This window comes from Pseudodesulfovibrio sp. 5S69, assembly GCF_037094465.1.
GTDB lineage: Bacteria > Desulfobacterota > Desulfovibrionia > Desulfovibrionales > Desulfovibrionaceae > Pseudodesulfovibrio > Pseudodesulfovibrio methanolicus.
This window is the reverse complement of sequence record NZ_CP146609.1, coordinates 1,885,036-1,909,767: the sequence shown is the minus strand read 5'-3', so window position 1 is coordinate 1,909,767 and position 24,732 is coordinate 1,885,036. Positions and strand designations below refer to the sequence as shown.

The 24,732-nt window shown below is 64.9% G+C and carries 26 protein-coding genes and 1 riboswitch; of the genes, 17 read left to right on the top strand and 9 right to left on the bottom strand.

The window, feature by feature from the left end:
• Window positions 1–4: 4 nt before the first annotated feature.
• Together V8V93_RS08945 and V8V93_RS08940 are read left to right on the top strand one after the other, a co-directional pair.
• On the top strand, window positions 5–1,024 hold the full coding sequence (locus V8V93_RS08945; protein WP_338670013.1) for a tRNA dihydrouridine synthase: 1,020 nt from the start codon (window positions 5–7) through the stop codon (window positions 1,022–1,024).
• 62 nt (window positions 1,025–1,086) lie between these two features.
• A complete protein-coding gene (locus V8V93_RS08940; RefSeq protein ID WP_338670012.1) occupies window positions 1,087–2,094 on the top strand; it encodes a chemotaxis protein in 1,008 nt (335 codons plus the stop codon).
• A gap of 419 nt (window positions 2,095–2,513) precedes the next feature.
• On the opposite strand, the gene hypE is transcribed toward V8V93_RS08940, so the two are convergent.
• The 3 genes from hypE to V8V93_RS08925 form a co-directional block, all read right to left on the bottom strand.
• Complete coding sequence (gene hypE / locus V8V93_RS08935) at window positions 2,514–3,518, bottom strand: hydrogenase expression/formation protein HypE (protein WP_338668599.1); 1,005 nt, start codon at window positions 3,516–3,518, stop codon at window positions 2,514–2,516.
• 2 nt (window positions 3,519–3,520) lie between these two features.
• Complete coding sequence (hypD, locus tag V8V93_RS08930) at window positions 3,521–4,615, bottom strand: hydrogenase formation protein HypD (protein ID WP_338670011.1); 1,095 nt, start codon at window positions 4,613–4,615, stop codon at window positions 3,521–3,523.
• A gap of 153 nt (window positions 4,616–4,768) precedes the next feature.
• The gene (locus V8V93_RS08925) at window positions 4,769–5,437 is read right to left on the bottom strand and encodes a hypothetical protein (RefSeq protein WP_338670010.1); all 669 of its coding nucleotides are present in this window, start codon (window positions 5,435–5,437) and stop codon (window positions 4,769–4,771) included.
• Window positions 5,438–5,633: 196 nt separating this feature from the next.
• Between V8V93_RS08925 and V8V93_RS08920 the strand changes: the two genes are divergently transcribed.
• Genes V8V93_RS08920 through V8V93_RS08895 form a run of 6 tightly spaced genes read left to right on the top strand, consistent with a single transcriptional unit; the run spans window position 5,634 to window position 11,148 of the window.
• Window positions 5,634–6,275: an HD domain-containing protein gene (locus V8V93_RS08920; protein ID WP_338670009.1), complete on the top strand. Its 642-nt coding sequence runs from the start codon at window positions 5,634–5,636 to the stop codon at window positions 6,273–6,275.
• Window positions 6,241–7,152: a D-alanine--D-alanine ligase family protein gene (locus tag V8V93_RS08915; protein ID WP_338670008.1), complete on the top strand. Its 912-nt coding sequence runs from the start codon at window positions 6,241–6,243 to the stop codon at window positions 7,150–7,152. Before V8V93_RS08920 ends, V8V93_RS08915 begins: the two co-directional genes overlap by 35 nt.
• A complete protein-coding gene (locus tag V8V93_RS08910) occupies window positions 7,153–8,439 on the top strand; it encodes a 3-deoxy-D-manno-octulosonic acid transferase (RefSeq protein ID WP_338670007.1) in 1,287 nt (428 codons plus the stop codon).
• Between the two features lie 16 nt (window positions 8,440–8,455).
• On the top strand, window positions 8,456–9,196 hold the full coding sequence (gene kdsB / locus V8V93_RS08905) for a 3-deoxy-manno-octulosonate cytidylyltransferase (protein WP_338670006.1): 741 nt from the start codon (window positions 8,456–8,458) through the stop codon (window positions 9,194–9,196).
• A complete protein-coding gene (gene carA / locus V8V93_RS08900) occupies window positions 9,196–10,320 on the top strand; it encodes a glutamine-hydrolyzing carbamoyl-phosphate synthase small subunit (RefSeq protein WP_338670005.1) in 1,125 nt (374 codons plus the stop codon). Before kdsB ends, carA begins: the two co-directional genes overlap by 1 nt.
• A 27-nt stretch (window positions 10,321–10,347) precedes the next feature.
• Window positions 10,348–11,148: a tetratricopeptide repeat protein gene (locus tag V8V93_RS08895; RefSeq protein WP_338670004.1), complete on the top strand. Its 801-nt coding sequence runs from the start codon at window positions 10,348–10,350 to the stop codon at window positions 11,146–11,148.
• A 374-nt stretch (window positions 11,149–11,522) separates the two neighbouring features.
• Here the strand turns inward: V8V93_RS08895 and gmhB are convergent, their stop codons facing one another.
• From gmhB to V8V93_RS08870, 5 genes are all read right to left on the bottom strand, one after another.
• Window positions 11,523–12,062 carry a D-glycero-beta-D-manno-heptose 1,7-bisphosphate 7-phosphatase gene (gene gmhB, locus V8V93_RS08890; RefSeq protein WP_338670003.1) on the bottom strand — a complete coding sequence of 180 codons (540 nt, stop codon included), beginning with the start codon at window positions 12,060–12,062 and terminating at the stop codon, window positions 11,523–11,525.
• A gap of 2 nt (window positions 12,063–12,064) precedes the next feature.
• Window positions 12,065–13,075: a 4-hydroxythreonine-4-phosphate dehydrogenase PdxA gene (pdxA, locus tag V8V93_RS08885; protein WP_338670002.1), complete on the bottom strand. Its 1,011-nt coding sequence runs from the start codon at window positions 13,073–13,075 to the stop codon at window positions 12,065–12,067.
• A 74-nt stretch (window positions 13,076–13,149) separates the two neighbouring features.
• Window positions 13,150–13,635, bottom strand: coding sequence for an NUDIX hydrolase (locus tag V8V93_RS08880; RefSeq protein WP_338670001.1), 486 nt, complete (start codon window positions 13,633–13,635; stop codon window positions 13,150–13,152).
• Between the two features lie 490 nt (window positions 13,636–14,125).
• Entirely contained in the window at window positions 14,126–14,737 is a 612-nt protein-coding gene (locus tag V8V93_RS08875) for an L-threonylcarbamoyladenylate synthase (RefSeq protein ID WP_338670000.1), read from the bottom strand.
• A gap of 10 nt (window positions 14,738–14,747) precedes the next feature.
• Window positions 14,748–15,338: a TrmH family RNA methyltransferase gene (locus V8V93_RS08870; protein ID WP_338669999.1), complete on the bottom strand. Its 591-nt coding sequence runs from the start codon at window positions 15,336–15,338 to the stop codon at window positions 14,748–14,750.
• A 183-nt stretch (window positions 15,339–15,521) separates the two neighbouring features.
• Between V8V93_RS08870 and V8V93_RS08865 the strand changes: the two genes are divergently transcribed.
• From V8V93_RS08865 to V8V93_RS08825, 9 genes are all read left to right on the top strand, one after another.
• Window positions 15,522–15,917 carry a response regulator gene (locus V8V93_RS08865; RefSeq protein ID WP_338669998.1) on the top strand — a complete coding sequence of 132 codons (396 nt, stop codon included), beginning with the start codon at window positions 15,522–15,524 and terminating at the stop codon, window positions 15,915–15,917.
• 15 nt (window positions 15,918–15,932) lie between these two features.
• The gene (locus V8V93_RS08860) at window positions 15,933–16,658 is read left to right on the top strand and encodes an Hpt domain-containing protein (RefSeq protein ID WP_338669997.1); all 726 of its coding nucleotides are present in this window, start codon (window positions 15,933–15,935) and stop codon (window positions 16,656–16,658) included.
• A gap of 9 nt (window positions 16,659–16,667) precedes the next feature.
• Window positions 16,668–18,341: a chemotaxis protein CheA gene (locus V8V93_RS08855; RefSeq protein WP_338669996.1), complete on the top strand. Its 1,674-nt coding sequence runs from the start codon at window positions 16,668–16,670 to the stop codon at window positions 18,339–18,341.
• A 13-nt stretch (window positions 18,342–18,354) separates the two neighbouring features.
• A riboswitch (cobalamin riboswitch) is annotated at window positions 18,355–18,531 on the top strand.
• Between the two features lie 121 nt (window positions 18,532–18,652).
• The gene (locus V8V93_RS08850; protein ID WP_338669995.1) at window positions 18,653–19,624 is read left to right on the top strand and encodes a sirohydrochlorin cobaltochelatase; all 972 of its coding nucleotides are present in this window, start codon (window positions 18,653–18,655) and stop codon (window positions 19,622–19,624) included.
• Between the two features lie 4 nt (window positions 19,625–19,628).
• Window positions 19,629–20,666, top strand: coding sequence for a FecCD family ABC transporter permease (locus tag V8V93_RS08845; RefSeq protein ID WP_338669994.1), 1,038 nt, complete (start codon window positions 19,629–19,631; stop codon window positions 20,664–20,666).
• A complete protein-coding gene (locus V8V93_RS08840) occupies window positions 20,659–21,438 on the top strand; it encodes an ABC transporter ATP-binding protein (RefSeq protein WP_338669993.1) in 780 nt (259 codons plus the stop codon). Before V8V93_RS08845 ends, V8V93_RS08840 begins: the two co-directional genes overlap by 8 nt.
• A gap of 2 nt (window positions 21,439–21,440) precedes the next feature.
• Window positions 21,441–22,334 (top strand): ABC transporter substrate-binding protein, encoded by an 894-nt coding sequence (locus V8V93_RS08835; protein ID WP_338669992.1) that lies wholly within the window; start codon window positions 21,441–21,443, stop codon window positions 22,332–22,334.
• A 69-nt stretch (window positions 22,335–22,403) separates the two neighbouring features.
• Entirely contained in the window at window positions 22,404–23,117 is a 714-nt protein-coding gene (gene cobI / locus V8V93_RS08830) for a precorrin-2 C(20)-methyltransferase (RefSeq protein ID WP_338669991.1), read from the top strand.
• Window positions 23,114–23,908, top strand: coding sequence for a sirohydrochlorin cobaltochelatase (locus V8V93_RS08825; protein ID WP_338669990.1), 795 nt, complete (start codon window positions 23,114–23,116; stop codon window positions 23,906–23,908). The genes cobI and V8V93_RS08825 overlap by 4 nt, the downstream gene beginning before the upstream one ends.
• A 167-nt stretch (window positions 23,909–24,075) precedes the next feature.
• Here the strand turns inward: V8V93_RS08825 and V8V93_RS08820 are convergent, their stop codons facing one another.
• On the bottom strand, window positions 24,076–24,720 hold the full coding sequence (locus V8V93_RS08820; protein WP_338669989.1) for a class I SAM-dependent DNA methyltransferase: 645 nt from the start codon (window positions 24,718–24,720) through the stop codon (window positions 24,076–24,078).
• Window positions 24,721–24,732: the final 12 nt, after the last annotated feature.

Here is a 24,732-nt window from a genome sequence, read left to right as displayed (position 1 = left end):
CGACATGACCCGTTTCGCCATCACCCCCGACACCCCGTGGCTGGCCCCCCTGGCCGGCTATTCCGACCTGCCCTTTCGCCTGCTCGTGCGCAAGTACGGCTGCGGCCCGGCCTGCTCCGAGATGGTCTCGGTCAAAGGCATGGCCTTCAAGAACTCCGGCACCCGCCGCCTCATCGCCACCTGCCCGGAGGACGATCCCATGGTCCTCCAGCTCTTCGGCTCCGAGGCCCAATACTTCCCGCCGGTCATGGAGAAGCTGGTCGGCATGGGCTACCGCAACTTCGACCTCAACGCGGGCTGCCCGGTGCGCAAGGTCCTCAAGTCCGGCTCCGGAGTCCAACTCATGGAGGACCTCGACAAGCTGGTCGAACTGGCCGCCATCATGGTCGCCAAGGCCGCCGAACACCCCGATGGCGGCCGCGTGGGCGTCAAGTTCCGCCTGGGCTTCAACAAGGGCGAGGAGGTCTTCCTCGACCTTGCCGGGCGGCTGGAGGACGTCGGCGTGGACTGGGTCACCCTGCACCCGCGCTACGGCAAGCAGATGTTCGCGGGCCAGGCCAACTGGACCAAGCTGGCCGAGTTGAAGAAGGCCGTGTCCATCCCGGTCATCGGGTCCGGCGACCTGTTTTCGGCCGAGGACGGGGCGCGCTGCATCGAGGAGACCGGCATCGACGCGATCATGTTCGCCCGGGGCGCGCTCTACGACCCGTCCATCTTCGCCCGCTATATCGCCCTGCGCCGGGGCTCGCCCTTGCCCGTGCGCGACGGCGCGTTCCTGGCCGGGATCGTGCGCGAACACATCCGACTGACCCGGCTCTTCGAGGGCGACGGCCGCTCGTTCCGCAAGATCCGCTCGATCATCCCCCGCTACGCCAAGGGACTCCGGGGCATCCGCTCCCTGCGCGCCTCCCTGCTGCAATGCGCGACCTGGGAAGAACTGGAGCGGGCCGCCGACGTCATCCGGGACCTGGAACCGGCTGATCCGGACACCTCCTGGCCCCCTGTTGACGAGATTTGCCAATAGCGTTTACACAAAGGCTTGTTGCCTTAATCATTCCATACCCTTGACAAGGAACCGGTATCAGCATGGCCACCCAGTCCACCGACATCCTGCTCGAAGCGGGCACCAACGAATTGGAAATCGTCGAGTTTTACCTCGAAGAAGAGCCCAAGGCGTCCGACGAGACCGAACCCAACCAGGAGGACCATACCCTTGAGGAAGGGCACAAGCCCAGCCGCAAGGGTTTCTACGGCGTGAACGTGGCCAAGGTGCTCGAGATCATCCGCATGCCCAAAGTCACGGAGATGCCCGAGGTCTCCCACCCGGCCGTGCTCGGGGCCTTCAACCTGCGCTCCCGGATCATCCCCCTGCTCGACCTGTCCATCTGGCTCAAGAAGAAACGCGTGGAGAACGAACCGCCCAAGGTCATCGTCACCGAATTCAACCAGGTCACCTCGGCCTTCATGGTCTCGGGCGTGACCCGCATCCACCGCATCTCCTGGGAGGACGTGGAGGCGCCCAACAAGTACGTGTCCGCGCTGTCGTCCGAGTCCATCACCGGCGTGGTCAAGTTCGACGACCGCATCGTCTTCATCCTCGACCTGGAGCGCATCGTCTCGGAACTCAACCCGGCCATGCGGTTGCAGTTCGACGACAACTTCGTGCTCGACGGCTATTCCGGGTACAAGGCGCTCATCGCCGACGATTCGCCGCTCATCCGCGAGATGATCCGCGACATGCTCGGCCAGGCCGGGTTCCAGGTGGAAAAGACCAACAACGGCCGCGAGTGCTGGGACCGCCTGGTGGAGATCAAGAAACGCGCCCTGGAAGAGGAACGGCCCATCACCGACTACGTCCAGGTCCTGGTCTCGGACATCGAGATGCCCATGATGGACGGCCACCACCTGTGCAAGCGCGTCAAGGAAGACCCGGTCCTGCGCGACCTGCCGGTCATCCTCTTCTCCTCGCTGATCACCGACAAGCTCCGCCACCGGGGCGAGACGGTCGGCGCCGACGACCAGGTCTCCAAACCGGAGATTACGTATTTGGCGCGCCGGGCGGCGGCGCTCATTGAGGCACGGCGGGCTGGTTAGGCGGGGTGGCCGGAGGCGGCTTCCGATAGCGGGCCATCTGCACATTTTTCCAGGGGGGCTTTCATCCTCACGTAGACGGCTACGCTGCGGTGAAAGCCCCCCTGGAGAAAATGCACAGCTGGCCCACTCTCGAAAGCCTTGTGCCAGCGCGATAAGAGAGCCGCTGTCGGGTGCTGCGCACCCGAATCGCTCCAGAAGGATCAAGAAAAGGCCTCCGACTCATTGCTGAGCCGGAGGCCTTTTTGTTGCGTCCCCCCGCGAAGCGGCGATACAAAGTTTAGGAAAGGATCGGGATGGGAGTCCGGGGAAGGGGAAGGAAAAGCCCTTTTCAAAGGGTTTTCCTTCCCCTTCCGCGCCGGAGGCAAAAAAAGTCCCTGCCGGCGCGAGCCGACAGGGACTTTTTATTGGGATCCGTGGCGCTAGCAGATGCGCGGGAGTTGTTCGCCTTCGAGCATGCCCAGGAGGCGTTTGCCGCCGAGCTGGGTGACGAGGACGACCTTGCCGGGGTTGGCGTCGGTCATGGTGCCGATGCGGCAGGCGTCTTGGCCCAGCGGGTCGGCGCGCATGATTTCGAGGGCCTTGTCCGCGTATTCGCCGGGCAGGATGCAGATGAACTTGCCCTCGTTGGCCAGGTAGAGCGGGTCCAGGCCGAGGATGGAGCAGCCGCCCTTGACCTCGGGCCGGACCGGGATGCTGGTCTCGGTCAGTTCACAGCAGACGTTCGAGCTCTTGGTGATCTCGTTCAGGGTGGTGGCCAGGCCGCCGCGCGTGGGGTCGCGCAGGACGTGGACCTCGGGCAGTTCGCGGACGAGCTTGACCAGAAGGTGGTTCAGGGCGGCCGAGTCGGACTGGACCTTGGCCTCGAAGTCCAGCCCCTCGCGGGTGCCGAGCACGGTCAGGCCGTGGTCGCCCATGGTCCCGGAGACCAGGACCGCGTCGCCAACCCTGGCCGCGTCGCCGCTCGGCGTCGGGTCGGCGATGATCTCGCCGATGCCGGTGGTGTTGATGAAAATCTTGTCGCAGGCGCCCTTGGGCACGACCTTGGTGTCGCCGGTGACGACCTTGACCCCGGCGTGCCGCGCGGCCTCGCCCATGGACTGGACGATGCGCTCCAGGTCGGCCATGGGCAGCCCTTCCTCGATGATGTAGCCGCAGGTGATGTAGCGCGGCACCGCGCCCATCATGGCCACGTCGTTGACCGTACCGTGCACGGCCAGGGAGCCGATGTCGCCGCCGGGAAAGAAGATCGGGTCCACGGTGAACGAGTCGGTGGACATGGCGATCCTGCCGGACAGGTTCAGGACCGCCGCGTCGTTGAGACGGTCGAGTTCGTCGTTGCCGAGGTATTTGAGAAAGAGGTCGGAAATGAGGCGCTGGGAAGCGCGGCCGCCGCTGCCGTAATCGAGTAACACTTTATCAGACATGTCTAATCCAGCTTGTATTTGTAGTAGGCGGCACAGGAGCCTTCGGTGGAGACCATGCACGGGCCGACCGGGTTGGCCGGGGTGCAGGCCTTGCCGAACAGCGGGCACTGGTCCGGCTGCTTGACACCCTTGAGGATGTCGCCGCACTTGCAGCCGGGCAGGGCCGGGCTCTCCTTGATCTCGATGCCGAACTGCTTCTTGGCGTCGAAGGACTCCCACTCGGGCCGAATTTCCAGCCCGGAGCTGGGGATCAGGCCCAGGCCGCGCCACAGGGCGTCGCAGGGCTCGAAGACCTCGTACATGATCTCGAGCGCCTTGGGGTTGCCGTGCTCGCCGACGATGCGCGTGTAGTTGTTGGCCACGTGGGCCTCGCCCTTGTTTCGCCACTCGATCATCTGGTTCAGGGACTGGAGGATGTCCAGGGGCTCGAACCCGGTGACCACGGCGGACTTGGCGTAGTCCTCGGCGATAAAATTGTACGGCTCGACGCCGATGATGGCCGACACATGACCGGGCAGGATAAAGCCGTCGATGTTGATGGCCTCGTCCGACAGCAGCGCGTCGAGCGCGGTGGGCACGGTCTTGTGGAAACAGAGGATGCGCAGGTTGTCGATGCCCTGCTCGCGGGCCATCTTCATGGTCGCGGCGATGGTCGGGGCCGTGGTCTCGAAGCCCACGCCGATGAAGACCACCAGGTCGCCGGGGTTCTCCTTGGCCAGCTTAAGGGTGTCGAAGGGCGAATAGACCACCTTGACCCGCGCCCCGTCGGCCACGGCCTTCTTGAGGTTGCGGCCCTTGTCGCCGGGAACGCGCATGAGATCGCCGAAGGTGGCCAGGATGACGTTTTCGTGCCCCGCCAGGTCCAGAAAGGCGTTGACCTCGGACTCGTGGGTCACGCAGACCGGACAGCCAGGCCCGGAGAGATGGACGATCTTTTCCGGCAGGAGGGAGCGCAGCCCGCTCTGGAAGATGGCCACGGTATGGGTGCCGCAGACCTCCATGAAGCGCAGCTCCCGGTCCAGTTCGGATTCCATCTTGTCGAGGATTTTCCGGCACAGGGCCGGATCACGGAACTTTTCCAGTAATTCAAAGCTCAAAGCATAGTCCTTTAGGCTGATTTCGGAACCGATTTCTTCAGGTTAGCGACAGTCATATACCCTCTCCAAGATATGGGCAAATGAAAAACCCGCCGGACCGGCCGGTGGCCTCGGCGGACGGTTCAAAGGGTGCCGGGAGCGAGTTTTTCGGTTCTATTCGCCCCTTGTGCCCCGGATCGTGTCGCGAATCATGACCAAGGTGGCCGCCTGGGCCGCCAGCAGGACAGGAAACATCAAGGCGGTGGCGGCCACGGCCAGGGGGCCGGACAGGTAATGGGCGAAGGGCTCGGGGTGAATCAGGATGGCGAGGGTCCGCAGCCCGTTGAGCAGGGCGAAGAGGGAGTAGCACGCCCCGGCGGCGATGACCGCCCGGTCGTCCATGCGGGACAGAAACAAGTTCATTGACAGGCTCATGGACAGGATGAGCAGGACCACGCAGGTGATGGTCAGCCGGGCCTGGTAGGAGGGGACGACGAAATAGTACCAGAAGATGCCCAGGCCCTCGCCCGCCATGAGGAGGGTCGAGATCGTCATGGTCGAGCTGCCGACCCGGCCCTCGAAGAAGAGCCGGGTGCCCATCCAAACCAGGACCACGCCGCCGGTCAGCAGCAGATGGGTGAGGAACCCCTTGATCCAATCGCCGTAATAGAAATCGGCCCCGGAGCCGATGGCGGCCAGCCCGATGGCCGCGTATCCGGCCGCCCACCAGGAAACGCCCGGCAGCCAGCATGCCCGGTTGATGCGTTGCATGCGCCAAGCCAGGAACAGGACGGCCAGTCCGCCCAGGAAAAAGACTATCTGCAATATGACGACGCTCTTCACGCACTCCTCCCACTATCCCCCTTTAGCATAAGTATAGGTCGATCGCCAGAATTCAGCGATACGAATGGCCTGGGAGACGAACGGGCTTTTTTTCCGGGGCGCGCCCGCTTTATTTTTTTGGGCCGTGCTGGTAGATGGAAACCATCGGATGCGCTAGTGCATCCCGCCAACCCGACGCCCGTCGCGCACGCACGCCATGTCTGCCAAGGAAAACACCGCCCACGCCGCCTATTCACGGCGGTCGACGCTGCCCCCGCCGCCCCCGGCCCGTCCCGCTCCCGAACTGTTCGTCCCGGACGACGCCCGGTGCGCCCGATATTGGAAAGAATTCGCCATGCTCGACAACGTGGCTGAGCACAGCCGCATGGTCGCCGACGTGGCCACCTTTCTGGCCAGGCGGGCCGTCAAGACGGGGATGGACGTGGACGTGCCCACGGTGCGCGCTTCGGCCCTGCTCCACGACCTGGCCAAGACCTACTGCATCCGCCATGGCGGCAACCACAGCCAGTTGGGCGGGGCCTGGGTCATGGAGCTGACCGGCAACCCGGTCATCGCCTCCGGCGTGACGCATCACGTCTACTGGCCCTTCGACCTGGACCTGCCGCGCTACTTCCCGCCCCTGGCCGTGCTCTATGCGGACAAGCGCGTGAACCACAACCGGCTGGTGTCCATCGAAGACCGTTTCGACGACCTGATCGTGCGGTACGGCATCCCCCTGAACATCCAGGACAGCATCAACGAAACCAAGCGGCAGGCCCTGGAGCTGGAACAACTGTTATGCGACACACTCGAGGTGGACCTCAATGCATGTGATTTTGATAGCGGGCGGCTGGTCTGACGAACGCGACGTCTCCCTGTCCGGGGCGAAGAAGATCCGGGCCGCCCTGGATGAACTCGGTCACGACGTGACCTTTTTCGACCCCGCCGACGACTTCCGGAACCTGCTTTCCATAGCCAAAGACGCGGACTTCGCCTTCATAAACCTGCACGGCACGCCGGGCGAGGACGGCCTGATCCAGGCCGTCCTGGACAAGGCGAACTGCCCCTACCAGGGCGCGGGCCCGGCCGCCTCCTACCTGGCCCTGAACAAGGCCGCCGCCAAGGAGGTCTTCGAGGCCAACGGCATCAAGACCCCGGACTGGCAACTGGTCACGCCCACCCAGGGCCGCGAAACCCCGCTGGAACTTGCCCTGCCCGTGTTCGTCAAGCCGGACAAGGGCGGCTCGTCCCTAGGCATGTCCCTGGTGCGCACGGCCGAAGAGTTCCCGGCCGCGCTCGACAAGGTCTTCGACATGTGCCAGTCCGCCCTGGTCGAGGCCTTCATCCCCGGCGTGGAGCTGACCTGCGGCATCCTCGGCGACGAAGCCCTGCCCCTGATCATGATCACCCCCCGGGACGGGTCCGACTACTTCGACTACGAGAACAAGTACGCGGACGACGGGGCCGAGGAGATCTGCCCGGCCCCGGTGGACGAAGCGCTGTCCACGTCCATCCGGGAGCAGATGCTCACGGCCCACGCGGCCCTCGGCCTGACCGGCTACAGCCGGGGCGACTTCATCGCCACCGCCGACGGCGAGGCCTACCTGCTTGAGGTCAACACCCTGCCCGGCATGACCCCCACCAGCCTGCTGCCGCGGGCGGCGGCCCACGTGGGCTACTCCTTCACCGAATTGATCGGCGAGCTCATCCGGCTCGGCCTGGAAGGCAGGGTTTAGATGGCCACGACCGGCGTGGGCCTGGCCCTCAAGACGTACGGATTGGCCTGGAAAGCCGCCCTGCCCCTGCTCAGATTCAACGGACGGCTCAAGGACGGATGGGAACAACGCACCCTGGCCGGGGGCATGCCCGCCCCGGCCGACCTGTGGATGCAGGCGGCCAGCGGGGGCGAGGCGTACCTGGCCTGGGAGGTCCTCAAACACCTGAAGCCCGCCGGACCCGAGACCCTGCGCGTGCTCGTGACCACCAACACCCTGCAGGGATACCAGACCCTGCTCCGGGCCGCGGAGGAGGCCAACGGGCGCAAGGCCGGACTGGCGGTCCAGCCGTGGTATTTCCCGTTCGACGCGCCCGAGCTCATGACCCGCATGGTCCGGCGCGTGCGCCCCAGGCTCGCCGTTATCCTTGAGACCGAGATCTGGCCGGGCTTCCTGTCCGCCTGCAAGGCCGAGAACGTGCGCGTGCTCCTGGCCAACGGCCGCATGACCACCAAGTCCCTGGCCGGATACATGTCCTGGCCCGGCCTGTTCCGGGCCCTGTCCCCGGACCGGATCATGGCCGTGTCCGAGACCGACGGCCGCCGCTTCGGCACCCTGTTCGGCCGCGAAAAGGTCCGGATCATGCCGAACATCAAGTTCGACCGCATGGGCGACGGCGCCCCCATGGCCCGCAAGGGCAACCCGCTCGGGGACCTGATCCGCGAGAGGGACTCGTTCGTCATCTTCGGCTCGGTGCGCCGGGAGGAGGAGCACGACGTGACCAGGCTGGCCGCCGGGCTCATGTCCGCGCGCCCGGCGGTGGTGCTCGGCCTGTTCCCGCGCCACATGCACCACCTGGACCTGTGGCGCAAAGCCATGGACGGGGCCGGGCTCAACTGGGTCCTCCGCTCCCGGCTCTCCGGCCCGGCCCGGCCCGGCTCGGTCATCCTGTGGGATGCCTTCGGCGAGTTGGTCCCGGCCTACGGACTGGCCAAGGCGGCCTTCGTGGGCGGCTCGCTGGCCCCGCTCGGCGGGCAGAATTTTCTCGAACCCCTGACCAGCGGCGTGACCCCGGTGACCGGTCCGCACTGGAAGAACTTCGCCTGGGTCGGCCGCGAAATCATCGACTCGGGTCTGGCCGTGGAGGCGTCCGGCTGGCAGGATGCTTTGGAATCACTCAAGAAAATCATCGACAACCCGCCGTCGCGCCGTGAGGTTGCCGGTGCCGCCAGGCGGTATATCCGGGACCGAAGGGGCGGCGCGGAAGCGGTCTCCAAACAGGTTGCCGATTTTCTTAATAAGGATTAAATACGCTACCCAAGCAATGAGCGAATTCCCCGAATGTCACGGCATCATCCCCGCGAGGTACGAATCCTCGCGGTTTCCGGGCAAGCCACTGGTCGAGATCGGCGGCAAGCCCATGTTCTGGCACGTCTGGTCGCGGGCGTCCGCCTGCCCCCAGATGACCAGCGTGACCCTGGCCACGGACGACGAGCGCATCTTCGACGCGGCCAAGGCGCTGGACGTGCCCGTGGTCATGACCCGGCACGACCATTCCAGCGGCACGGACCGCGTGCTCGAGGCAGCGCGGGCCCTGTCCATTGACTCCGACGCGGTAGTGGTTAACATCCAGGGTGACGAGCCGTGCCTGGAGCCGGACATGCTCACCGAGTTGGTCCGGCCCTTCGAAAATTGCCGGGTCCGGGTGACCACCCTGGCCACGTCCATCGGCCCGGAAGAGGCGGCATCGCCCGACCGGGTCAAGGTGGTCCGGGCCGCCGACGGACGGGCGCTCTACTTCTCCCGCTCGCTGGTGCCCTTCGACCGCGACGGGAAGCTGCACGGCTTCCTGCTGCACATCGGCCTCTACGCCTTCCGCATGGAGGCGCTGGAGCGGTTCGGCAGCCTGGACCCGAGCCCGCTGGAGCAGCGGGAAAAACTGGAACAGCTCCGTCTGCTCGAAGACGGTATCGATATTTACGTGACCGAGACGCGGCACACCTGCCACGGGGTGGACAGGCCCGAAGACCTCGTCAAGGTCAAGACCATTCTGGAGAACCATTGATGAAAGCGATTCTTGCCCTCGAAGACGGCACGATTTTCAAGGGGACGAGTTTCACCGGGCAGGGCGAGGCCTCCGGTGAGGTCATCTTCAACACCGGCATGACCGGCTACCAGGAGATCCTGACCGATCCGTCCTACACCGGGCAGATGGTCACCATGACCTACCCGCTCATCGGCAACTACGGGATCAACCCCGAGGACGTGGAGTCGCACAAGGTCCAGGCGGCCGGATTCATCGTCAAGGAATGCTGCAAGAAGCCGAGCAACTGGCGCTCGACCATGTCCCTGCCCGACTACCTGACCGAGGCCGGCGTCATGGGCATCGAGGGCATCGACACCCGCGCCCTGACCCGCCACCTGCGCCTCAACGGCGCCCAGCGCGGCTATATCGCCACCGGCGACGCCGACCCGGCCGAACTGGTCGAAAAAGCCCGGTCCATCGAGGATATGGAAGGCCTCAACCTGGCCGACCGCGTGTCCTGCGACAAGCCGTACACCTGGGACGGCAAAAAGCCGGTGTACATCGACGACATCAGGGACTTCGCCTGGAAGGGCCAGGGCCCCAAGCTCGTGGTCTACGACTACGGCATCAAGTGGAACATCCTGCGCCTCATGGAGAACGAGGGCTTCGACATGATCGTCCTGCCCTCCGACTACACAGCGGCCCAGGCGCGCGAGCTCGGCCCGGACGCCGTGTTCCTGTCCAACGGCCCCGGTGATCCGGCCGCCGTGACCACCGCCGTGGAAGCGGCCAGGGACCTGTGCGAGGACCTGCCCGTGGCGGGCATCTGCCTGGGCCACCAGATCCTCGGCCTGGCCATGGGCGGCACCACCTACAAACTCAAGTTCGGCCACCACGGCTGCAACCACCCGGTCATAGATCTGCAGACCGAAAAGATCGAGATCTCGTCCCAGAACCACGGCTTCTGCGTGGACGTGGACGGCCTGGATTTCCTGGAAAAAACCCACGTGAACCTGAACGACAACACCCTCGAGGGCTTCCGCCACAGGGAAAAACCCATCCTGGCCATCCAGTACCACCCGGAAGCCGGGCCCGGCCCCCACGACAGCCGCTATTTCTTTCCGAGATTTCGTGATATGGTCAAGGAAAGTACCGGGATATAACTCCCGAACCACAGCCAGGAACGCCTCATGTCAGCAGATCTGATCAAGTCGCGAAAGAAGTTGAATTCCGTCGCCACGCTCCTCAAAAAGGGCAAGTACATGCCCGCGGTGCAGGCGGTTCACGACGGCCTCATTCTCTTCCTCAAGAATCAGGTCATGAAGAACGAACGCGACGAGTTCGAGGAAATCCTCCATAAGGTCACCTACGTGCTCAATTCCGACAAGGAACTGCGCAAGATCTACCCCTTGGTCATCAGCTACGAGCCCGGCAAGGAGCGTCCCTTGCTCGACGCCATGCGCGAATTGCTCCAGGAACTGCAAAAGGCCCTCAATGAAGAGGTTCAGGGCGACCTGGATGCGTTCAACGCCCAGAAACTGGCCGAACTGGAAAAGGGCCAGGCCGCCCTGGACGCCCAGGACTGGGACAAGGCCACCGCGACCTTCGACCAATTGGTGCGCTCCTTCAGCGGCGACCCGGAACTTAAGGCAGACATCGCCGACCGCTACCTCAACGCGGGCCGGTACAAGGAAGCCTACTCCATGCTGGATGACGCGCTCAAGGACGACCCGAACGCCATCCACCTGTACAACCGCATCGGCATGGTCCTGCGCAAGATGCAGGACTTCGAGACCGCCGAAAAGTACTACCTCAAGGCCCTGACCCTGACCACCAACGACGAATACCTGCACTACAACATGGGCCGCCTCTACTACGATTGGCGTAAATGGGGCAAAATGGCCAGCTCCGCCAATAAGGCCGTTGAAATCAACCCCGACTTCGCCGAAGCCCTCAAAATGCTCAAATTCGCCCAGAAAAAAATGGGCTAGCCAAGCACTGCTATATCAAACGAAAAGGGCTCCCGCACGGGAGCCCTTTTCGTTTGGTTGCCTCCGGCCCCCCATCCCCTTTCCCTTCCTAAACTTTCTATCCCGCTTCGCGGATGGGGACATGAATCCGTCCTCTCCTCTAAAAATTGACCATCTCCGAACGATCACAGGGAAAAAGCACTGCCTACCTCAGCCCACCGCACGCGCGCATGCGCCCACAAAAAGTTTGGGAGGGAGAGAGGATTGGGGGATCAGGGGAAGGGAGAGGGAACCTTTTCCTCAGAAGGTTCCCTCTCCTCCTCCCTGGCCGATCGCTGCTGTCCTCATCCGTAAGGCTCGAAGACTCGCCAACGGCTGGAGGCCCGGAGGCCCCCCTACATCAAGCTTTCGATGTACAGCGCGGCGGCGAAGAGGTCGTCGCAGACGTGGTCGGCGCGGCGGCCGCATTTGGCTTCCTGGGCCGCGCCCTTGCCGGTACGCACGAGGATGGTGGTCGCGCCGGTGTTCTTGCCCAGCCCGATGTCGGCGGACTTGTCGCCGATCATGAAGGCCTGGGCCGGGTCGAAGTCGAGTTCGGCGGCGGCCCGTTCCATGAGTCCGGGCTTGGGCTTGCGGCAGTTGCACTTGTCCTTGGGCTCGTGCGGGCAATAGAAGACCCCGTCGATAGTCACGCCCTGGGCCGCGAGGAGTTCGATCATGCGGTCGTTGCAGGCGAGGACGGCGTCCTCGTCATAGTAGCCGCGCCCGACGCCGCTCTGATTGGTCAGTACGGCCAGGCCGAAGCCCATGCCCTGCATGCGCTTGAGGCCCTCGGCGGCCTGGGGCAGGAGCTCCACGCCGTCCGGGTCGTGCAGGTAGTGCCTGTCGTGGATGATGGTGCCGTCGCGGTCGAGCAGGACGTAACGCTTGAACATGGTCAGGCCACCTTGCCGACCAGTTTCCGGAGCATGTCCAGGGCGGCCCGGAAGCTGTCGATGGACGCCTCGCCCGTGCCCACCAGGTCGTAGCCGGTGCCGTGGTCGGGCGAGGTGCGCGGGTACGGCAGCCCCAGAGTGACGTTCACGGCGCGGCTGAAGTGGAGCAGCTTGAGCGGGGCCAGCCCCTGGTCGTGGTACATGGCCAGCACGGCCGGGTATTGGCCCTTGGCCGCGAAATGAAAGATGGTGTCGCCCGGTATGGGGCCGGCCACCTCGATGCCCTCGGCCGAGGCCTGTTCCAGGGCCGGGATGATGGTCGTGATCTCCTCGTCGCCGATGCGCCCGGACTCCCCGGCGTGGGGGTTCAGGCCGCACACGCCGATGGGGCCGGTCAGGCCGAGGCGCTGGATGAAGTCGGCCGTCAGGCGCAGGCAGTGCAGGATGCGCTCTTTGGTGACCAGGGCGGGCACGTCCCGCAGACGCGGGTGGGTGGTCACCAGGCTGACGCGCAGCTTGGGCGAAGGGTCATCCGGGTCGTGGCCGCACAGGTGCATGCACACGTTGTCCCGGCCCACGCCGAGCTTTTCGGCCAAAAATTCCGTGTGGCCGGGAAAGTCGAACCCGGCGGCGTTGAGCATGGCCTTGTTCAGGGGGCAGGTCAAAAGCCCCTGGGCCAGGCCCGATTTGAGGACGTTGATGGCCGCGTCCATGCTGACGCCCGCCGAAAGTCCTCCCTCCCGGCACGGCGCGCCGGGGGGAAAGCACACGCCGTCCAGCTCGGGCGGCTGGTGAACGTAGACGCCGGGTCCCTTGTCCGTGATCTCCTCAGGGGAATCGAGAAGGGTGAAGAAACGGGCCGCGCCCAGCCGGGCCAGCTCGCGATCCAGGGCCGGAGCCGGTCCGATGAGCAGGAACCGGTCAACGGGCTCGCCGGAGTCCAGGAAATGGCGGGCCACCAGCTCGGGGCCGAGGCCGCAGGGGTCACCGAGGGTTATGCACAGGGTTCGCATGTTCGTCTCACCTTGAATTCGGTCTGTCCGGGGAAGCCCGGTTCCGGGACGCTACGCCCGCCCCCGGCGGGAAGTCAATCCGCGACCGGGCAAGGATTCTTGCGGGCCTTGATCGCGGCCAGATAGTCCGCCAGGATATGGGCGTGGTCAAAGGCCAGCTCGGGCCATTGGCCCAGGGGGTAGACCCGCGCCTCGGCCGCGTCGTCGCCCGCCGCGAGCTGCGATGGGTCTTCGGGCGCCCCGGTGTAGACCACGCTCATGGTGTGGCCGCGCGGGTCGCGGTTCGGGTCCGAATAGACCCCGAGCAGCCCGGTCAGCCGCACCGTCAGCCCGGTCTCTTCCTTCATCTCGCGCACGGCCGCGTGTTCGCAGGTCTCGCCGTAGTCCACGAACCCGCCGGGCAACGCCCAGCCCAGCGGCGGGTTGCTCCGCTTGACCAGGACCACGCCCTCCCCGCCGTCTGGAAGCGGCATGGCGATGACCACGTCCACCGTGGGGGTGGGATTCCGATACACATGAATTTCGCCCCCGCAATGGGGACAGGTCTGCACTTTGCCCATGGCACGCTCCGTTGGCTGATGGATACGGCAGGACTGTCCCCAAACACGGCCGCGAAGTCAAATGCCGCGGCGTGCGATTCCACTTTTTTTACCCGGCCGCCCGGCCTGCCTCGACGCCGAAATCCCGTGCAGAGCCGGACCGAGCTTTGGCAAAACCCCACAACCAGCAATATAACATACTGATTTAATGTATATTATTGCTACAGTGCTGACCATACGAGAAAGGCTTCATCGGACCATCCGGTGAAGCCTTGCTTTCTCGTGTGCAAAAAAAGGAAGAAGTTACTTTTACATCTAGCAATCGCTGTGCCAAACTCTAGAACGATGCCTAGGATTTATTAAAACAGTGTAAAATCAAACTATTGGATACATTTATCAGGAAAAGAAAAAATCCTGCACCCGGAAAGTGGTACAAGATTTTTTACCCCGGACCGGCAAAGGTCCATTTCCCGTGTATGCGGGTTCAAGGATTTTGACCCGCCGGAGCGGATCAGGCGTTACGCACGGCCACGGAGAATCCCTTGTCGCAGAGTTTCTTGATGGAAATCTCGCCTTCGCGGATGATCTCGAGCTTGCTGGAGCCGAGCATGCGGACCACGGTGGAGGCCTTGTGGCCGCGCGGCCACGGCGGATCGAAGTACGAGCCGTCGACCATTTCGAGGAGTTCGGGGTCGATGTCCTCGGGCAGGGCCGCCGGGGGCTTGCCGGACAGGTTGGCGCTGGTGGCCACGATGGGCTTGCGGAACCGGCGGGACAGCTCCGAGGCGAACGGATGGCCGGACCAGCGCACCGAGGTGTAGCCTTCGTCGTCGGACAGCCAGGCGGGCAGCTCGGGCAGCGCCTTGACCAGGATGGACAGCGGACCAGGCCAGAACGCGCCGGCCAGGTCCAGCAGGGAGCGGGACTTTTCGCCGGTGACCAGGTCAAGCATATCGAGCCCCCCGATGATCAGGGGCAGCGGCCGCTCTTCGGAACGCCCCTTGACCTGGGCCACGCGCTCGCAGGCCGCCTCGCTGGTGGCGTCGCAGCCCAGCGCGTAGAGGGTTTCGGTGGGGTATATGACGATGCCGCCGGAACGCAGGACCTTGAGCAACTCTTGCATGACTCTCTCCTTACCTCGAATACCATTGGGTTTTGAGCGATTCCAGTTCCTCCCTGGAGAAGGAGGGGTCGTCGTACATGCCTGCGGCGTCCCGCTGGGTGAACGCCTGATACAATATGATGGCCGCGGCCACCGAAACGTTGAAGCTCTGCACCATGCCCTGCATGGGAATGTATATCTCGTCCGGGACCAGCCTCGCCAGCTCCGGGGAGGTGCCACGGTGCTCGTTACTCAGGATGATCGCCGTGGGCTTGGTGAAGTCGAAATCCATGACCGGCCGGGCCGTGTCCGAGAACCCCGTCCTCAGGATGCGCATGCCCTGCCCCTTCAACCCGGCGACCATCTCGGCCGCGTCGATGTGCTCGGTGCGCTCGATCCACTTCTTGGCCGAGGCCGAACTCTTCTGGGCCAGGTCGGGCCACTGCGAATCGGTGTAGTACAGGTGCACCCCGGCCACGCCGAAGGCGTCGCAACTCCTGAGAACCGCCGAAACGTTGTGGGGGTCCCAGATGTTGTCCATGATCAGGGTCAGATCCTTCTGCCGCCGGGAGAGCACCTCGTCGATGCGTTTCTTCCTTTCTTCCGTTATCTGTCTGGACATGCGGGGTTGGTATCCATTCTGCAATGGTTTGGCAACCCCGGACAGCGTCCTACCGCTACGCAACCGACCAGATTATAATGTGATGCGAGTTATTAATTCCTATCATCATATTGACATTTTTTCATTTTACGTAGGAAAAGAAGATGTGAATTCTCTTTCCCAGGTAAGAAAGCGGAGAACGAAATGCGTGCACTCATTGTCGAAGACGAATTCCTAAGCCGCAAGGTCCTGCGGTCGTTTCTGATGACCCTTTTCGACGTGGACATCGTGGTCAACGGCCGGGAAGCGGTCGAGGCCTTCAAGATGGGTCACGAAGAGGGCAGACCGTACGACCTGATCCTCATGGACATCATGATGCCCGAGGTGGACGGCATCGAGGCGTTGCAAAAGATCCGCGGCCTCGAAACGGACAACAACTACCGTCCGAGGGTCAAGGTGATCATGACCACGGCCCTGGACGACCCCCGGACGGTCATCCGGACCTTCCACGACGGCGAGGCCTCGGCCTACATCGTCAAGCCGGTCGCCAAGGACAAACTGTACGCCGAGCTGGAAAAGCTCGGGCTTCTGCACAAGTAAACCCGAGGATTCGTCATGAGCGAAGACCCGATGGTTGAGGAGTTCTTCTCCGAAGTCAACGACAAGTACTACCCCCAGGTGATGGAGGGGCTCGACCTGCTCGAAGGCGACGAACTGGCCCAGGGCATCGAGATCCTGGCCCGTCCGCTGCACACCATCAAGGGCGTCACCGGCTTCATGGCGGGCTTCGAAGAGGCCTCCCACTTCACCCACAAGATCGAGGATTTTCTGAAAAAGGTGCAATCCGGCGAAGTGGAGTCCTCGCCGGACAACGTGACCCTGCTCTCGCGCGGGGTGAACATGATCTTCCAGGTCCTGGAGCAGCTCCGCGAGGGGGACACGGATACCGGAGAACGGGAGGAGGTCCTCTCCCTGATCGAGGAGGCGTCCTCCAGCGAGCAGGCCGAGGGCGAGGCGCTGGGCGCGGGCGTGGACGCGGAGACCCGGGACGGGGTGACGATCATCACGGTCAAAGACCCGCGCGTCCACCTGGAAAGCCAGTTCAAGCCGATCATCTCGGCCATCCTGTCCATCGAGCCCGGCGACCCCGCACTCCTGGATCTCGGCGGGGTGCTGACCTTCGGCTCCGGGGCGTGGGCCGCCGTGGCCAGCATGGGCACGACCTTCAAGATCGCGGCCTGCAACATTTCCCCGGACGCCAAGCAGACGCTCATAGGCTGGGGCTTCGACAAGACCATTTCCGTGTATCCCGACAGGGAAACATACTTCACCACGCAATAAGGGGAAGCCATGCAGGACAGCATCATCCAGTGCATCGAGGACATCGAACAACAAATCCTCGAAGTGGACGCCACCGGCCAGGGGGTCGAGGCGGTGGTGGACGCACTCGGCCTGTCGTGCATGCAACTCTCGTCCGCCGGGGTCATCGCCCTGCTGGACATGCTCAAGGACGGCATCACGCCGGTCAACAGCGAGATCATCACCTCCATGCTCGGCATCTGCGAAGCCCAGAAAAAATTCTTCTTCGCCTTGGGCGGCCTGCTCGAAGGCAGCGCCGACGCCCTGGCCAAGATCAAGACCTCCCCGTCCGCCCCGGTAGTCGAGGAGTCCGAGGAAGATGCGGCCAAGGCCTTCGAAGAACCGCCCACCGCCGAGGCCGAAGTCGAAGCCGAGGTCCCCGAGGAGGCGGAAGCGGCCGAAGAGGCCAAGCCCGATGCCAAGGCGGAAGCCAAGCCCGACGCCAAGGGCCCGTCCACGGCCATATCCTCCATCCGCGTGGCCACGGACCGGCTGGACCGGGTCATCGAGCTGGTCGGCAAGCTCATGGTCACCTACGCGGTCATCGCCCAGGGCGGGGCCACCAGCATGACCCAGATGGCCTCCAGCCTGCGCGAGCTGGACAACGTCATCACCCGGCTCCAGCAGGAGGTCAACGCCATCCGCCTGGTGCCGCTCAAACAGATTTTCATGCCCATGCACCGCCTGGTGAAGAGCCTGTCCCAGAAGATCGGCAAGAAGCTCGACTTCGAGGTCAAGGGCGACGACCTGGCCCTGGACAAGACCATCGTCGAATCCCTGAACGAACCCCTGGTCCACCTGCTCCGCAACGCCGTGGACCACGGCCTGGAGGACCCCGAGGGACGCAAGGCCGCGGGCAAGCCCGAATCCGGCACCGTGACCCTGTCCGCCTGGCGCAAGGGCGACAGCGCCTTTATCCAGGTCAGCGACGACGGGCGCGGCCTGGACCCGGACCGCATCCTGGCCAAGGCGCTGGAAAAGGGGTTGGCCGATCCGGACAAGGAGTACGAAACCGAGGAGATTCTCCAGTTCGTGCTCCAGAGCGGCTTCTCCACCGCCGAGAAGATCACCGACGTGTCCGGGCGCGGCGTGGGCATGGACGCCGTGGTCAACGCCATCAAGGTCGCCCTGGACGGCGAGGTGTCCATCCAGAGCACGCTGGGCAAGGGCGCGGCCTTCACCATCGTCATCCCCCTGGACCGCTCGGCCAACGAGGGCATCGTGGACGCCCTGGTCTGCAAGGTGGGCGGCGACACCTTCATCATGCCCAGCCGCGACGTGGTCGAGATCTACATGCCCCGGCGCAACGACGTGGTCGAGCTGCCCGACGGCCGCGAAACCGTGGACGTGCGCGGCGAAATCCACTCCCTGCTCCGTCTGGCCGACCTCCTGGAGCTGACCCCCGAGATCGACAACATCGAGATGGCCCAGGCCATCGTGGTCCGGGTGGGCGACTACAAGGGGGCCATCCTGGTGGACGAAGTGCTCCGCCAGCAACAGGTGGTCATCACCGGCTTCACCGTGCCGGTGCAGGAGATCTTCGACATCCCCATCCTGGGCTACGGCATGATGGGCGAATCCGACGCCCTGGTCATCGACGCCGAGGAGATGATCCAGCAGTTCCAGGACCGCATTGCCAAGGCGGCCCAATCGTCCTTGACATAAGTGCTGCCTGAAGCATAGTTCTCAAGCTTCAGGTGTCCTTGGACTCAATAGGGAATCCCGTGCGAATCGGGAGCGGACCCGCCGCCGTGACGTCCTGCCGAACCGCTGCCATTCATGCCACTGGGGTTTCCCTGGGAAGGCGGCAGCGGGAGGGACCAGCCGGAAGACCTGCCTGGAGCGCTCACAGGACTTGCCACGGTGGTACGTGGGCTTGCCGCCGAGGTATAGAAGGGAAAATACGGAACCCCCTCCTCTGAATTCGAAGAGGAAGGGGCTTTTTTTTCCCTCACCCGCCCCTTTTGGAGAACACAATGACCCTGTTCAGAAACTCCATCTTCTTCCTGCTCGCCCTGCTCCTGGCCGTCCCGGCCCAGGCCGGGCACCACGACGAGGGCCCGGTCAAACCGGCCATCGTCCTGGCCGCCTTCGGCACCTCCTATCCCGAAGCGGTCAAATCCATCCTGAACATCCAGGCCAAGGTGGAGGCGGCCAACCCCGGCGTGCCCGTGCGCCTGGCCTTCACCTCCAACATCATCCGCCGCATCTGGCAGAAGCGCCAGGACGACGCGGCCTGGAAAACGGCACACGCGGACATCCCGGAGGAGGTCCTGTACGTCAAGCATCCGCTGGCCACCATCGCGGACCTCCAGAACGACGGTTACCGCGACGTCACCGTGCAATCCCTGCACGTCTTCGCGGGGGAGGAGTTCAACGACCTGGTCGCCCTGACCGACGGGCTCAAGGCCATCCGCACCCTCAAGGCCAAGAACATGCCCTTCGCCCGGCTCGCGGTCGGCCGCCCGGCCCTGGGCATGCCCGGCACGGAATACCCCTACACAGAGGACATGGCCCGGGCGGCCAAGATCCTCAAGGTCGACGTGGACCAGGCCAGAAGGCTCGGCGCGGCCCTGGTCTACATGGGCCACGGCAACGACTTCTTCTCCACTGGCATCTATGCAGAATTCCAAAAAATATTGCAGAGCGAATACGGCTACCCGATCTTCATCGGCTGCGTGGAGGGGTACCCCGCCTTCGACGACATGGCCGCCCAACTCAAGAGGGCCGGCAAGAAGAAGGTCCTGCTCAAGCCGTTCATGATCGTGGCCGGAGACCACGCCTCCAACGACATGGCGGGCGACGAGGACGACTCGTGGAAGGTCATGCTGACCAAGCAGGGATATTCCGTGACCACCGACCTGCGCGGCCTGGGCATGCTCGACGGCTGGGCCGACATCTACGTGGACCATCTCAAGGACGCCATGGCCGAGGGCCCGGCGAAATAGGCCCATGACGAACGCCGTCTCCCGTACTCCCCTGCGCAACGGCCTGACCGTGGCCCTGCTCGCCGCCGTGCTGGCCGGGCTGGCCCTGGCCGCCTGCACAATGGGGGTCATCCACATCCCGCCGGGCGAAGTCCTGCGCGGACTGCTGGACGGCCTGCGGGGGGCGGCCGATTCACTGGGCACCACTGCGGCGGGCATTCTCTTCGACGTCCGTCTGCCGCGCATCCTGACCTGCACGGCCGTGGGCTTCGGCCTGGCCGTGGCGGGCGCGGTCTTCCAGGGGCTGTTGCTCAATCCCCTGGCCGACCCGTTCACCCTGGGCGTGTCCTCGGGCGCGGCCTTCGGCGCGGCCCTGGCCCTGCTCCTGGGGCTGGCCTTCCTGGGTCCGGCCACCCTCCCGGTCCTGGCCTTCGCGGGCGCGGCCCTGACCCTTTTCGCCGTCATCTCCCTGGCCGGGCGGGACGGCGAACTGTCCCCGGCCTCGCTCATCCTGGCCGGGGTCATCGTCTCGGCCATCCTCTCGGCGGGCATCAGCTTCATCAAATATCTGGCCGACGAACGGGTCTCGGTCATCGTCTTCTGGCTCATGGGCAGCTTCGTGGGCCGGACCCTGAGCGACGCGGCCCTGGCGGGCTGTGCCGCGCTCGCGGCCTTCGCGGTCTGCCTCTACTACGGACGCGACCTGAACATCATGAGCCTGGGCACCCGCTCGGCCCGGAGCCTGGGCGTGGACACCGGCCGGGTGCGCCTGATCCTGCTCGTGACCGCTTCCCTGGTCAGCGCGGTCTGCGTGGCCGTGAGCGGGGTCATCGGCTTTGTCGGGCTGATTGTTCCGCATCTGATGCGCATGGTCGTGGGCCCGGACAACCGCTGGCTGCTGCCCGCCTCGGGCCTGGGCGGGGCCATCCTGCTCCTGCTGGCCGACACCGTGACCCGCGCGCTGCTGCCCCACGAGGTGCCCATCGGCGTGCTCACCGCGCTCATCGGCGGTCCGGTTTTCTGCTGGATATTCAGTCGCTCCCGGAGGCTCGCCCGTGGATAGCGCCGCCTTCACCCTGCAGGGCCTCGGCTTCGCCTACGGCGACACCCCGGTCCTCCGGGACCTTGACCTGGAACTCGCTCCCGGCATGGTCCACGGGGTGGTCGGCCCCAACGGCAGCGGCAAGTCCACCCTGCTCGGTCTGCTGGCCGGACTGCTCGCGCCGGACCGGGGCGCGGTGCGCCTCAACGGCGAAGACGTCTCCGACTGCTCCCCGGCCCGGCTGGCCCGGCGCTGCGCCCTGGTCTCCCAGGACCAGGCCCTGCGCTTTCCCTTTACCGTGGCCGAGACCGTGCTCATGGGACGGCACCCGCACATCCCCCGGTTCAGCCGCCCCGCGCCCCATGACCTGCAACGCGTAGAGCAGGCCCTGGACGCCATGGACCTCCAGGCCCTGCGGCACCGCCCCGTGGCCGACCTATCCGGGGGCGAGCGCCAGCGCACCGCCGTGGCACGCGGGCTGGCCCAGGAGACCCCCGCCCTGCTCCTGGACGAACCCACCTCGGCCATGGACATCCGCCACGCCATGGCGGCCATGGACGAACTGACGCGGCTGGCCCGAGCGGGCCGCACCGTGGTGGCCGTGCTCCACGACCTGAATCTGGCCGCCCGGTACTGCGACAACCTGGTCATGCTGGACAAAGGGGCGGTTCACGCCTATGGCAACGTGTCCCGCACGCTTACTCCCGAAAACATCCTCGCGGTCTTCGGCGTGCGCGCCGCCGTTCTGGACACCGAATACGGACCGCACATCGCCTACATTCAAGGAAACTGATTTTGAAACGCCTTTTCTTCACCTTTGCCTTCATCCTGCTGCTCTGTTCCACGGCCCAGGCCCGGACCATCACCGACGACTCGGGCCGGACCGTCACCTTCGACAAGCCGTTCACCCGGATCATCTCCCTGTACGGCGCGCACACCGAAAACCTCTTCAGCCTCGGCCTGGACGAACAGATCATCGGCGTGTCCACGGGCGAGGACTATCCCGCCGCCGCCCTGGCCAAGCCGACCTTCAACGCCCGCGACGGCGTGGAGAAGTTCCTGGCCGCCAAGCCCGACCTGATCCTCATCCGGCCCATGCACATGCGCGCCTACGGCGGGCTGTGGAACGCGCTCGAACGCCACGGCGTCACCGTGGTCTCGCTCCAGCCCGACTCCGTCGAGGCCATGTTCGGCTACTGGCGCACCCTGGGCGCGCTGACCGGCCGCCAGATGAAGGCCGAATACATGATCGAGGACTTCCGCGACGGTGTGCGCCGCGCCGAGGCCCGGTTGTCCACCATACCCATGGAGGAGCGGCCCGGCGTGTTCTTCGAGTCCATCCACCGCAAGACCGCCACCTTCTCGCCCGGCGCCATGCCCCTGTTCGTCCTGGAAAAGGCGGGCGGCATCAACGTGGCGGCCGACGCCCGGCCCCGCCACGGGACCAACATCGCGGACTACGGCCTGGAACGGCTGCTGGCCAAGGGCGACAAGGTCGACGTCTACCTGGCCCAGCGCGGGACCATGAACGACGTCTCGGTACACGACATCGTCAGCAGCCCGCCCGCCTCGCGCATCAAGGCCGTCCTGACCCGCAACGTCTACCTGGTGGACGAACACCTGGTCTCGCGCCCCACCCTGCGGCTCCTCGAAGGCATCGACACCGTGTACCAGCTCCTGCACCCCTAGCATCAAGTTGACGCACCGGCGCAAAACAGACACAGTCGGCTACCGACAAAAACATAACGGATAGACAACGTGACCAAGAAAGGCACCCTCTACGGCATCGGGGTCGGCCCCGGCGACCCGGAACTGCTCACCCTCAAGGCCGTGCGCGTCCTCGGACAGGTGGACGTGATCTTTGCCGCCGCCTCCACCAAGAACGATTATTCCACGGCCTACTCCATCGCCAAACCCCACCTCAAGGACGGCGTGCGCATCGTCCGCCTGGGCTTCCCCATGACCAAGGACCAGGACGCCCTGAACGAGGCCTGGACCGAGAACGCCCGGCTCGTGGCCGAGGTCCTGGACAACGGCGAGGACGCCGCCTTCCTGACCCTGGGCGATCCCCTGACCTACTCCACCTACGGCTACCTGCAGCGCACCCTGCTGGAGATGAACCCGGATCTGCGCCTGCGGGCCGTGCCGGGCATCACCTCCTTCCACGCCGCGGCCGCGCGCATCGGCCTGGTCCTGTGCGAATCCAAGGAGTCCCTGCTGATCACCTCGGGCGTGGCCGACTCCGCCCGCCTGGAGGAGCAGTTGAACACCGCGGACAACGCGGTCATCCTCAAGGCGTACAAGAACTTTGACGAGATCCGCGCCCTGCTGACCAAGCTCCGCCTGGCCGACACCACGGTGCTCGTCTCCCGCCTGGGCATGGACGAGGAGTCCATCCTCATGGACATCAAGGACGCCCCCAAGCAGCCGCACTACTTCTCCCTGGCCCTGGTCAAAAGGAACAAGCCGTGAGTACCGCCATCGTCCTGGCCGCCTTCGGCTCCCGGCACAAGAACGCCATGGCCTCGCTGACCCACATCACCGAACGGGTCCGGGCGGCCTACCCGGACATCCCGGTGCGCGTGGCCTACACCTCCAAGACCATCCGGGGGCACATGAAGAAGGCGGGCGAAGCCGTGGATTCCGTGCCCGCCGCCCTGGACAAGCTCCTCCATGAGGGGGTCACCCATGTGGCCGTCCAGTCCCTGCACCTTATCCCCGGCACCGAGTTCCACGAGCTCCTCGGCCTGGCCAACGAGCTTATGCTCCGCGAGGACGGCTTTTCCCGCGTGGAGGTCGGCTTCCCCCTGGTGGCCGGCGAGGCGGGCGTGGAGGAGGTGGCCGACGCGGTCCTGGCCATCGCCGAGCAGGGCAAGGGCGAGAACGACGCCGTGCTCTTCATGGGCCACGGCACCAAACACGACGGCAACGTCTACTACGAGGCCCTGCACCGCGCCTTTCAGCAGCGCGACCCGTCCGTGCACATGGGCGCCATGGAGGCCGAACCCGGCATCGACGCGATCATCGAACGGTTTCAACGCGACGGCGTGAAAAAGGCCCACCTCCTGCCCTTCCTCTTCGGCGCGGGCTGGCACGCCGCCCGCGACATGGTCGGCGACTCCGAAACCAGTTGGAAGACCCGCCTGGAGAAGGCGGGCATCGAATGCGAGGCCGTGCTCAAGGGCGCGGGCGAATACGACCATCTCGTGGACATCTGGCTCAGCCACCTCCATGACGCCCTCAAGCGCATGAACCGCTGCTAGCGGCGGTTGCCCCGGCCCCCCATCCCCTCTCACCCCTCCCAAACTTTTTGGGCCGCTTCGCGGGGCGGTTACGCGATAACGGGAACTTGTTCCCGAATGGGGCCGGAGTGTAAAAAAAGAGGAGGACCTTGCGGTCCCCCTCTTTCGTCCGCCGTGGTGCGGCGGTTCTAGGCGTTCGGAGCGCCGTCGGCCAGGACCTTGTAGGTGCACAGCTTGCACGTCACGTTCTCGTTCTTGAGGTAGTCCGCCTCCTCCATGCTGACCAGCTCCCAGGCGTCCGCCTTTTCCAGGGCGATCATGCGGTCGCGGTAGCCGTAGTCCTCGTACGCGCCCTCGCGGATGGTGAAGCAGATGTGCCCGTCGGGCCGGGTCACGCGGATGAGCTCGTCAAACGCGGTCGCGTCCACGTGGCCGTAGGTCAGGGTGCCCACGCAGACCACCGCGTCATAGGCGTCGTCGTCGATCTTGAGCTTCTTGCTCAGGTCGGCCTGCATCAGCGAACCGTAGATGTTCTTGGACTCGGCCACGCGGAGCATGTCCTCGGAATAGTCCAGGGCGTGGAGGTCCCCATACCCCTTCTCCGTGAGAATCCGGCCCACCTGACCGGTGCCGCAGCCCGCGTCGAGGATGCGCGCGCCGGTGCCCGGCAGCACGCGATGCAGGGCCTGGGCCGCGGCCGCGGGTGCCACGTAGCCGAAACTGCCCACGGTGTCCTGGTCGTAGTTGTCCGCCCAATCCTTGTAGGCGTCCATCAACTCCGTGTGGTTGCTGGCGGTGTAGACCTTGTCCAATGTCTTGTTGTCGGAAACCATTCTCTTGTCCCC

Bases quoted from the DNA above. Each gene is read 5' to 3' on its own strand.
- V8V93_RS08945 (WP_338670013.1), top strand. From the start codon at position 5: ATGACCCGTTTCGCCATCACCCCCGACACCCCGTGGCTGGCCCCCCTG.
- V8V93_RS08940 (WP_338670012.1), top strand. From the start codon at position 1,087: ATGGCCACCCAGTCCACCGACATCCTGCTCGAAGCGGGCACCAACGAA.
- hypE (WP_338668599.1), bottom strand. From the start codon at position 3,518: ATGTCTGATAAAGTGTTACTCGATTACGGCAGCGGCGGCCGCGCTTCC.
- V8V93_RS08920 (WP_338670009.1), top strand. From the start codon at position 5,634: ATGTCTGCCAAGGAAAACACCGCCCACGCCGCCTATTCACGGCGGTCG.
- V8V93_RS08915 (WP_338670008.1), top strand. From the start codon at position 6,241: ATGCATGTGATTTTGATAGCGGGCGGCTGGTCTGACGAACGCGACGTC.
- V8V93_RS08910 (WP_338670007.1), top strand. From the start codon at position 7,153: ATGGCCACGACCGGCGTGGGCCTGGCCCTCAAGACGTACGGATTGGCC.
- kdsB (WP_338670006.1), top strand. From the start codon at position 8,456: ATGAGCGAATTCCCCGAATGTCACGGCATCATCCCCGCGAGGTACGAA.
- carA (WP_338670005.1), top strand. From the start codon at position 9,196: ATGAAAGCGATTCTTGCCCTCGAAGACGGCACGATTTTCAAGGGGACG.
- V8V93_RS08895 (WP_338670004.1), top strand. From the start codon at position 10,348: ATGTCAGCAGATCTGATCAAGTCGCGAAAGAAGTTGAATTCCGTCGCC.
- gmhB (WP_338670003.1), bottom strand. From the start codon at position 12,062: ATGTTCAAGCGTTACGTCCTGCTCGACCGCGACGGCACCATCATCCAC.
- pdxA (WP_338670002.1), bottom strand. From the start codon at position 13,075: ATGCGAACCCTGTGCATAACCCTCGGTGACCCCTGCGGCCTCGGCCCC.
- V8V93_RS08880 (WP_338670001.1), bottom strand. From the start codon at position 13,635: ATGGGCAAAGTGCAGACCTGTCCCCATTGCGGGGGCGAAATTCATGTG.
- V8V93_RS08875 (WP_338670000.1), bottom strand. From the start codon at position 14,737: ATGCAAGAGTTGCTCAAGGTCCTGCGTTCCGGCGGCATCGTCATATAC.
- V8V93_RS08870 (WP_338669999.1), bottom strand. From the start codon at position 15,338: ATGTCCAGACAGATAACGGAAGAAAGGAAGAAACGCATCGACGAGGTG.
- V8V93_RS08865 (WP_338669998.1), top strand. From the start codon at position 15,522: ATGCGTGCACTCATTGTCGAAGACGAATTCCTAAGCCGCAAGGTCCTG.
- V8V93_RS08860 (WP_338669997.1), top strand. From the start codon at position 15,933: ATGAGCGAAGACCCGATGGTTGAGGAGTTCTTCTCCGAAGTCAACGAC.
- V8V93_RS08855 (WP_338669996.1), top strand. From the start codon at position 16,668: ATGCAGGACAGCATCATCCAGTGCATCGAGGACATCGAACAACAAATC.
- V8V93_RS08850 (WP_338669995.1), top strand. From the start codon at position 18,653: ATGACCCTGTTCAGAAACTCCATCTTCTTCCTGCTCGCCCTGCTCCTG.
- V8V93_RS08845 (WP_338669994.1), top strand. From the start codon at position 19,629: ATGACGAACGCCGTCTCCCGTACTCCCCTGCGCAACGGCCTGACCGTG.
- V8V93_RS08820 (WP_338669989.1), bottom strand. From the start codon at position 24,720: ATGGTTTCCGACAACAAGACATTGGACAAGGTCTACACCGCCAGCAAC.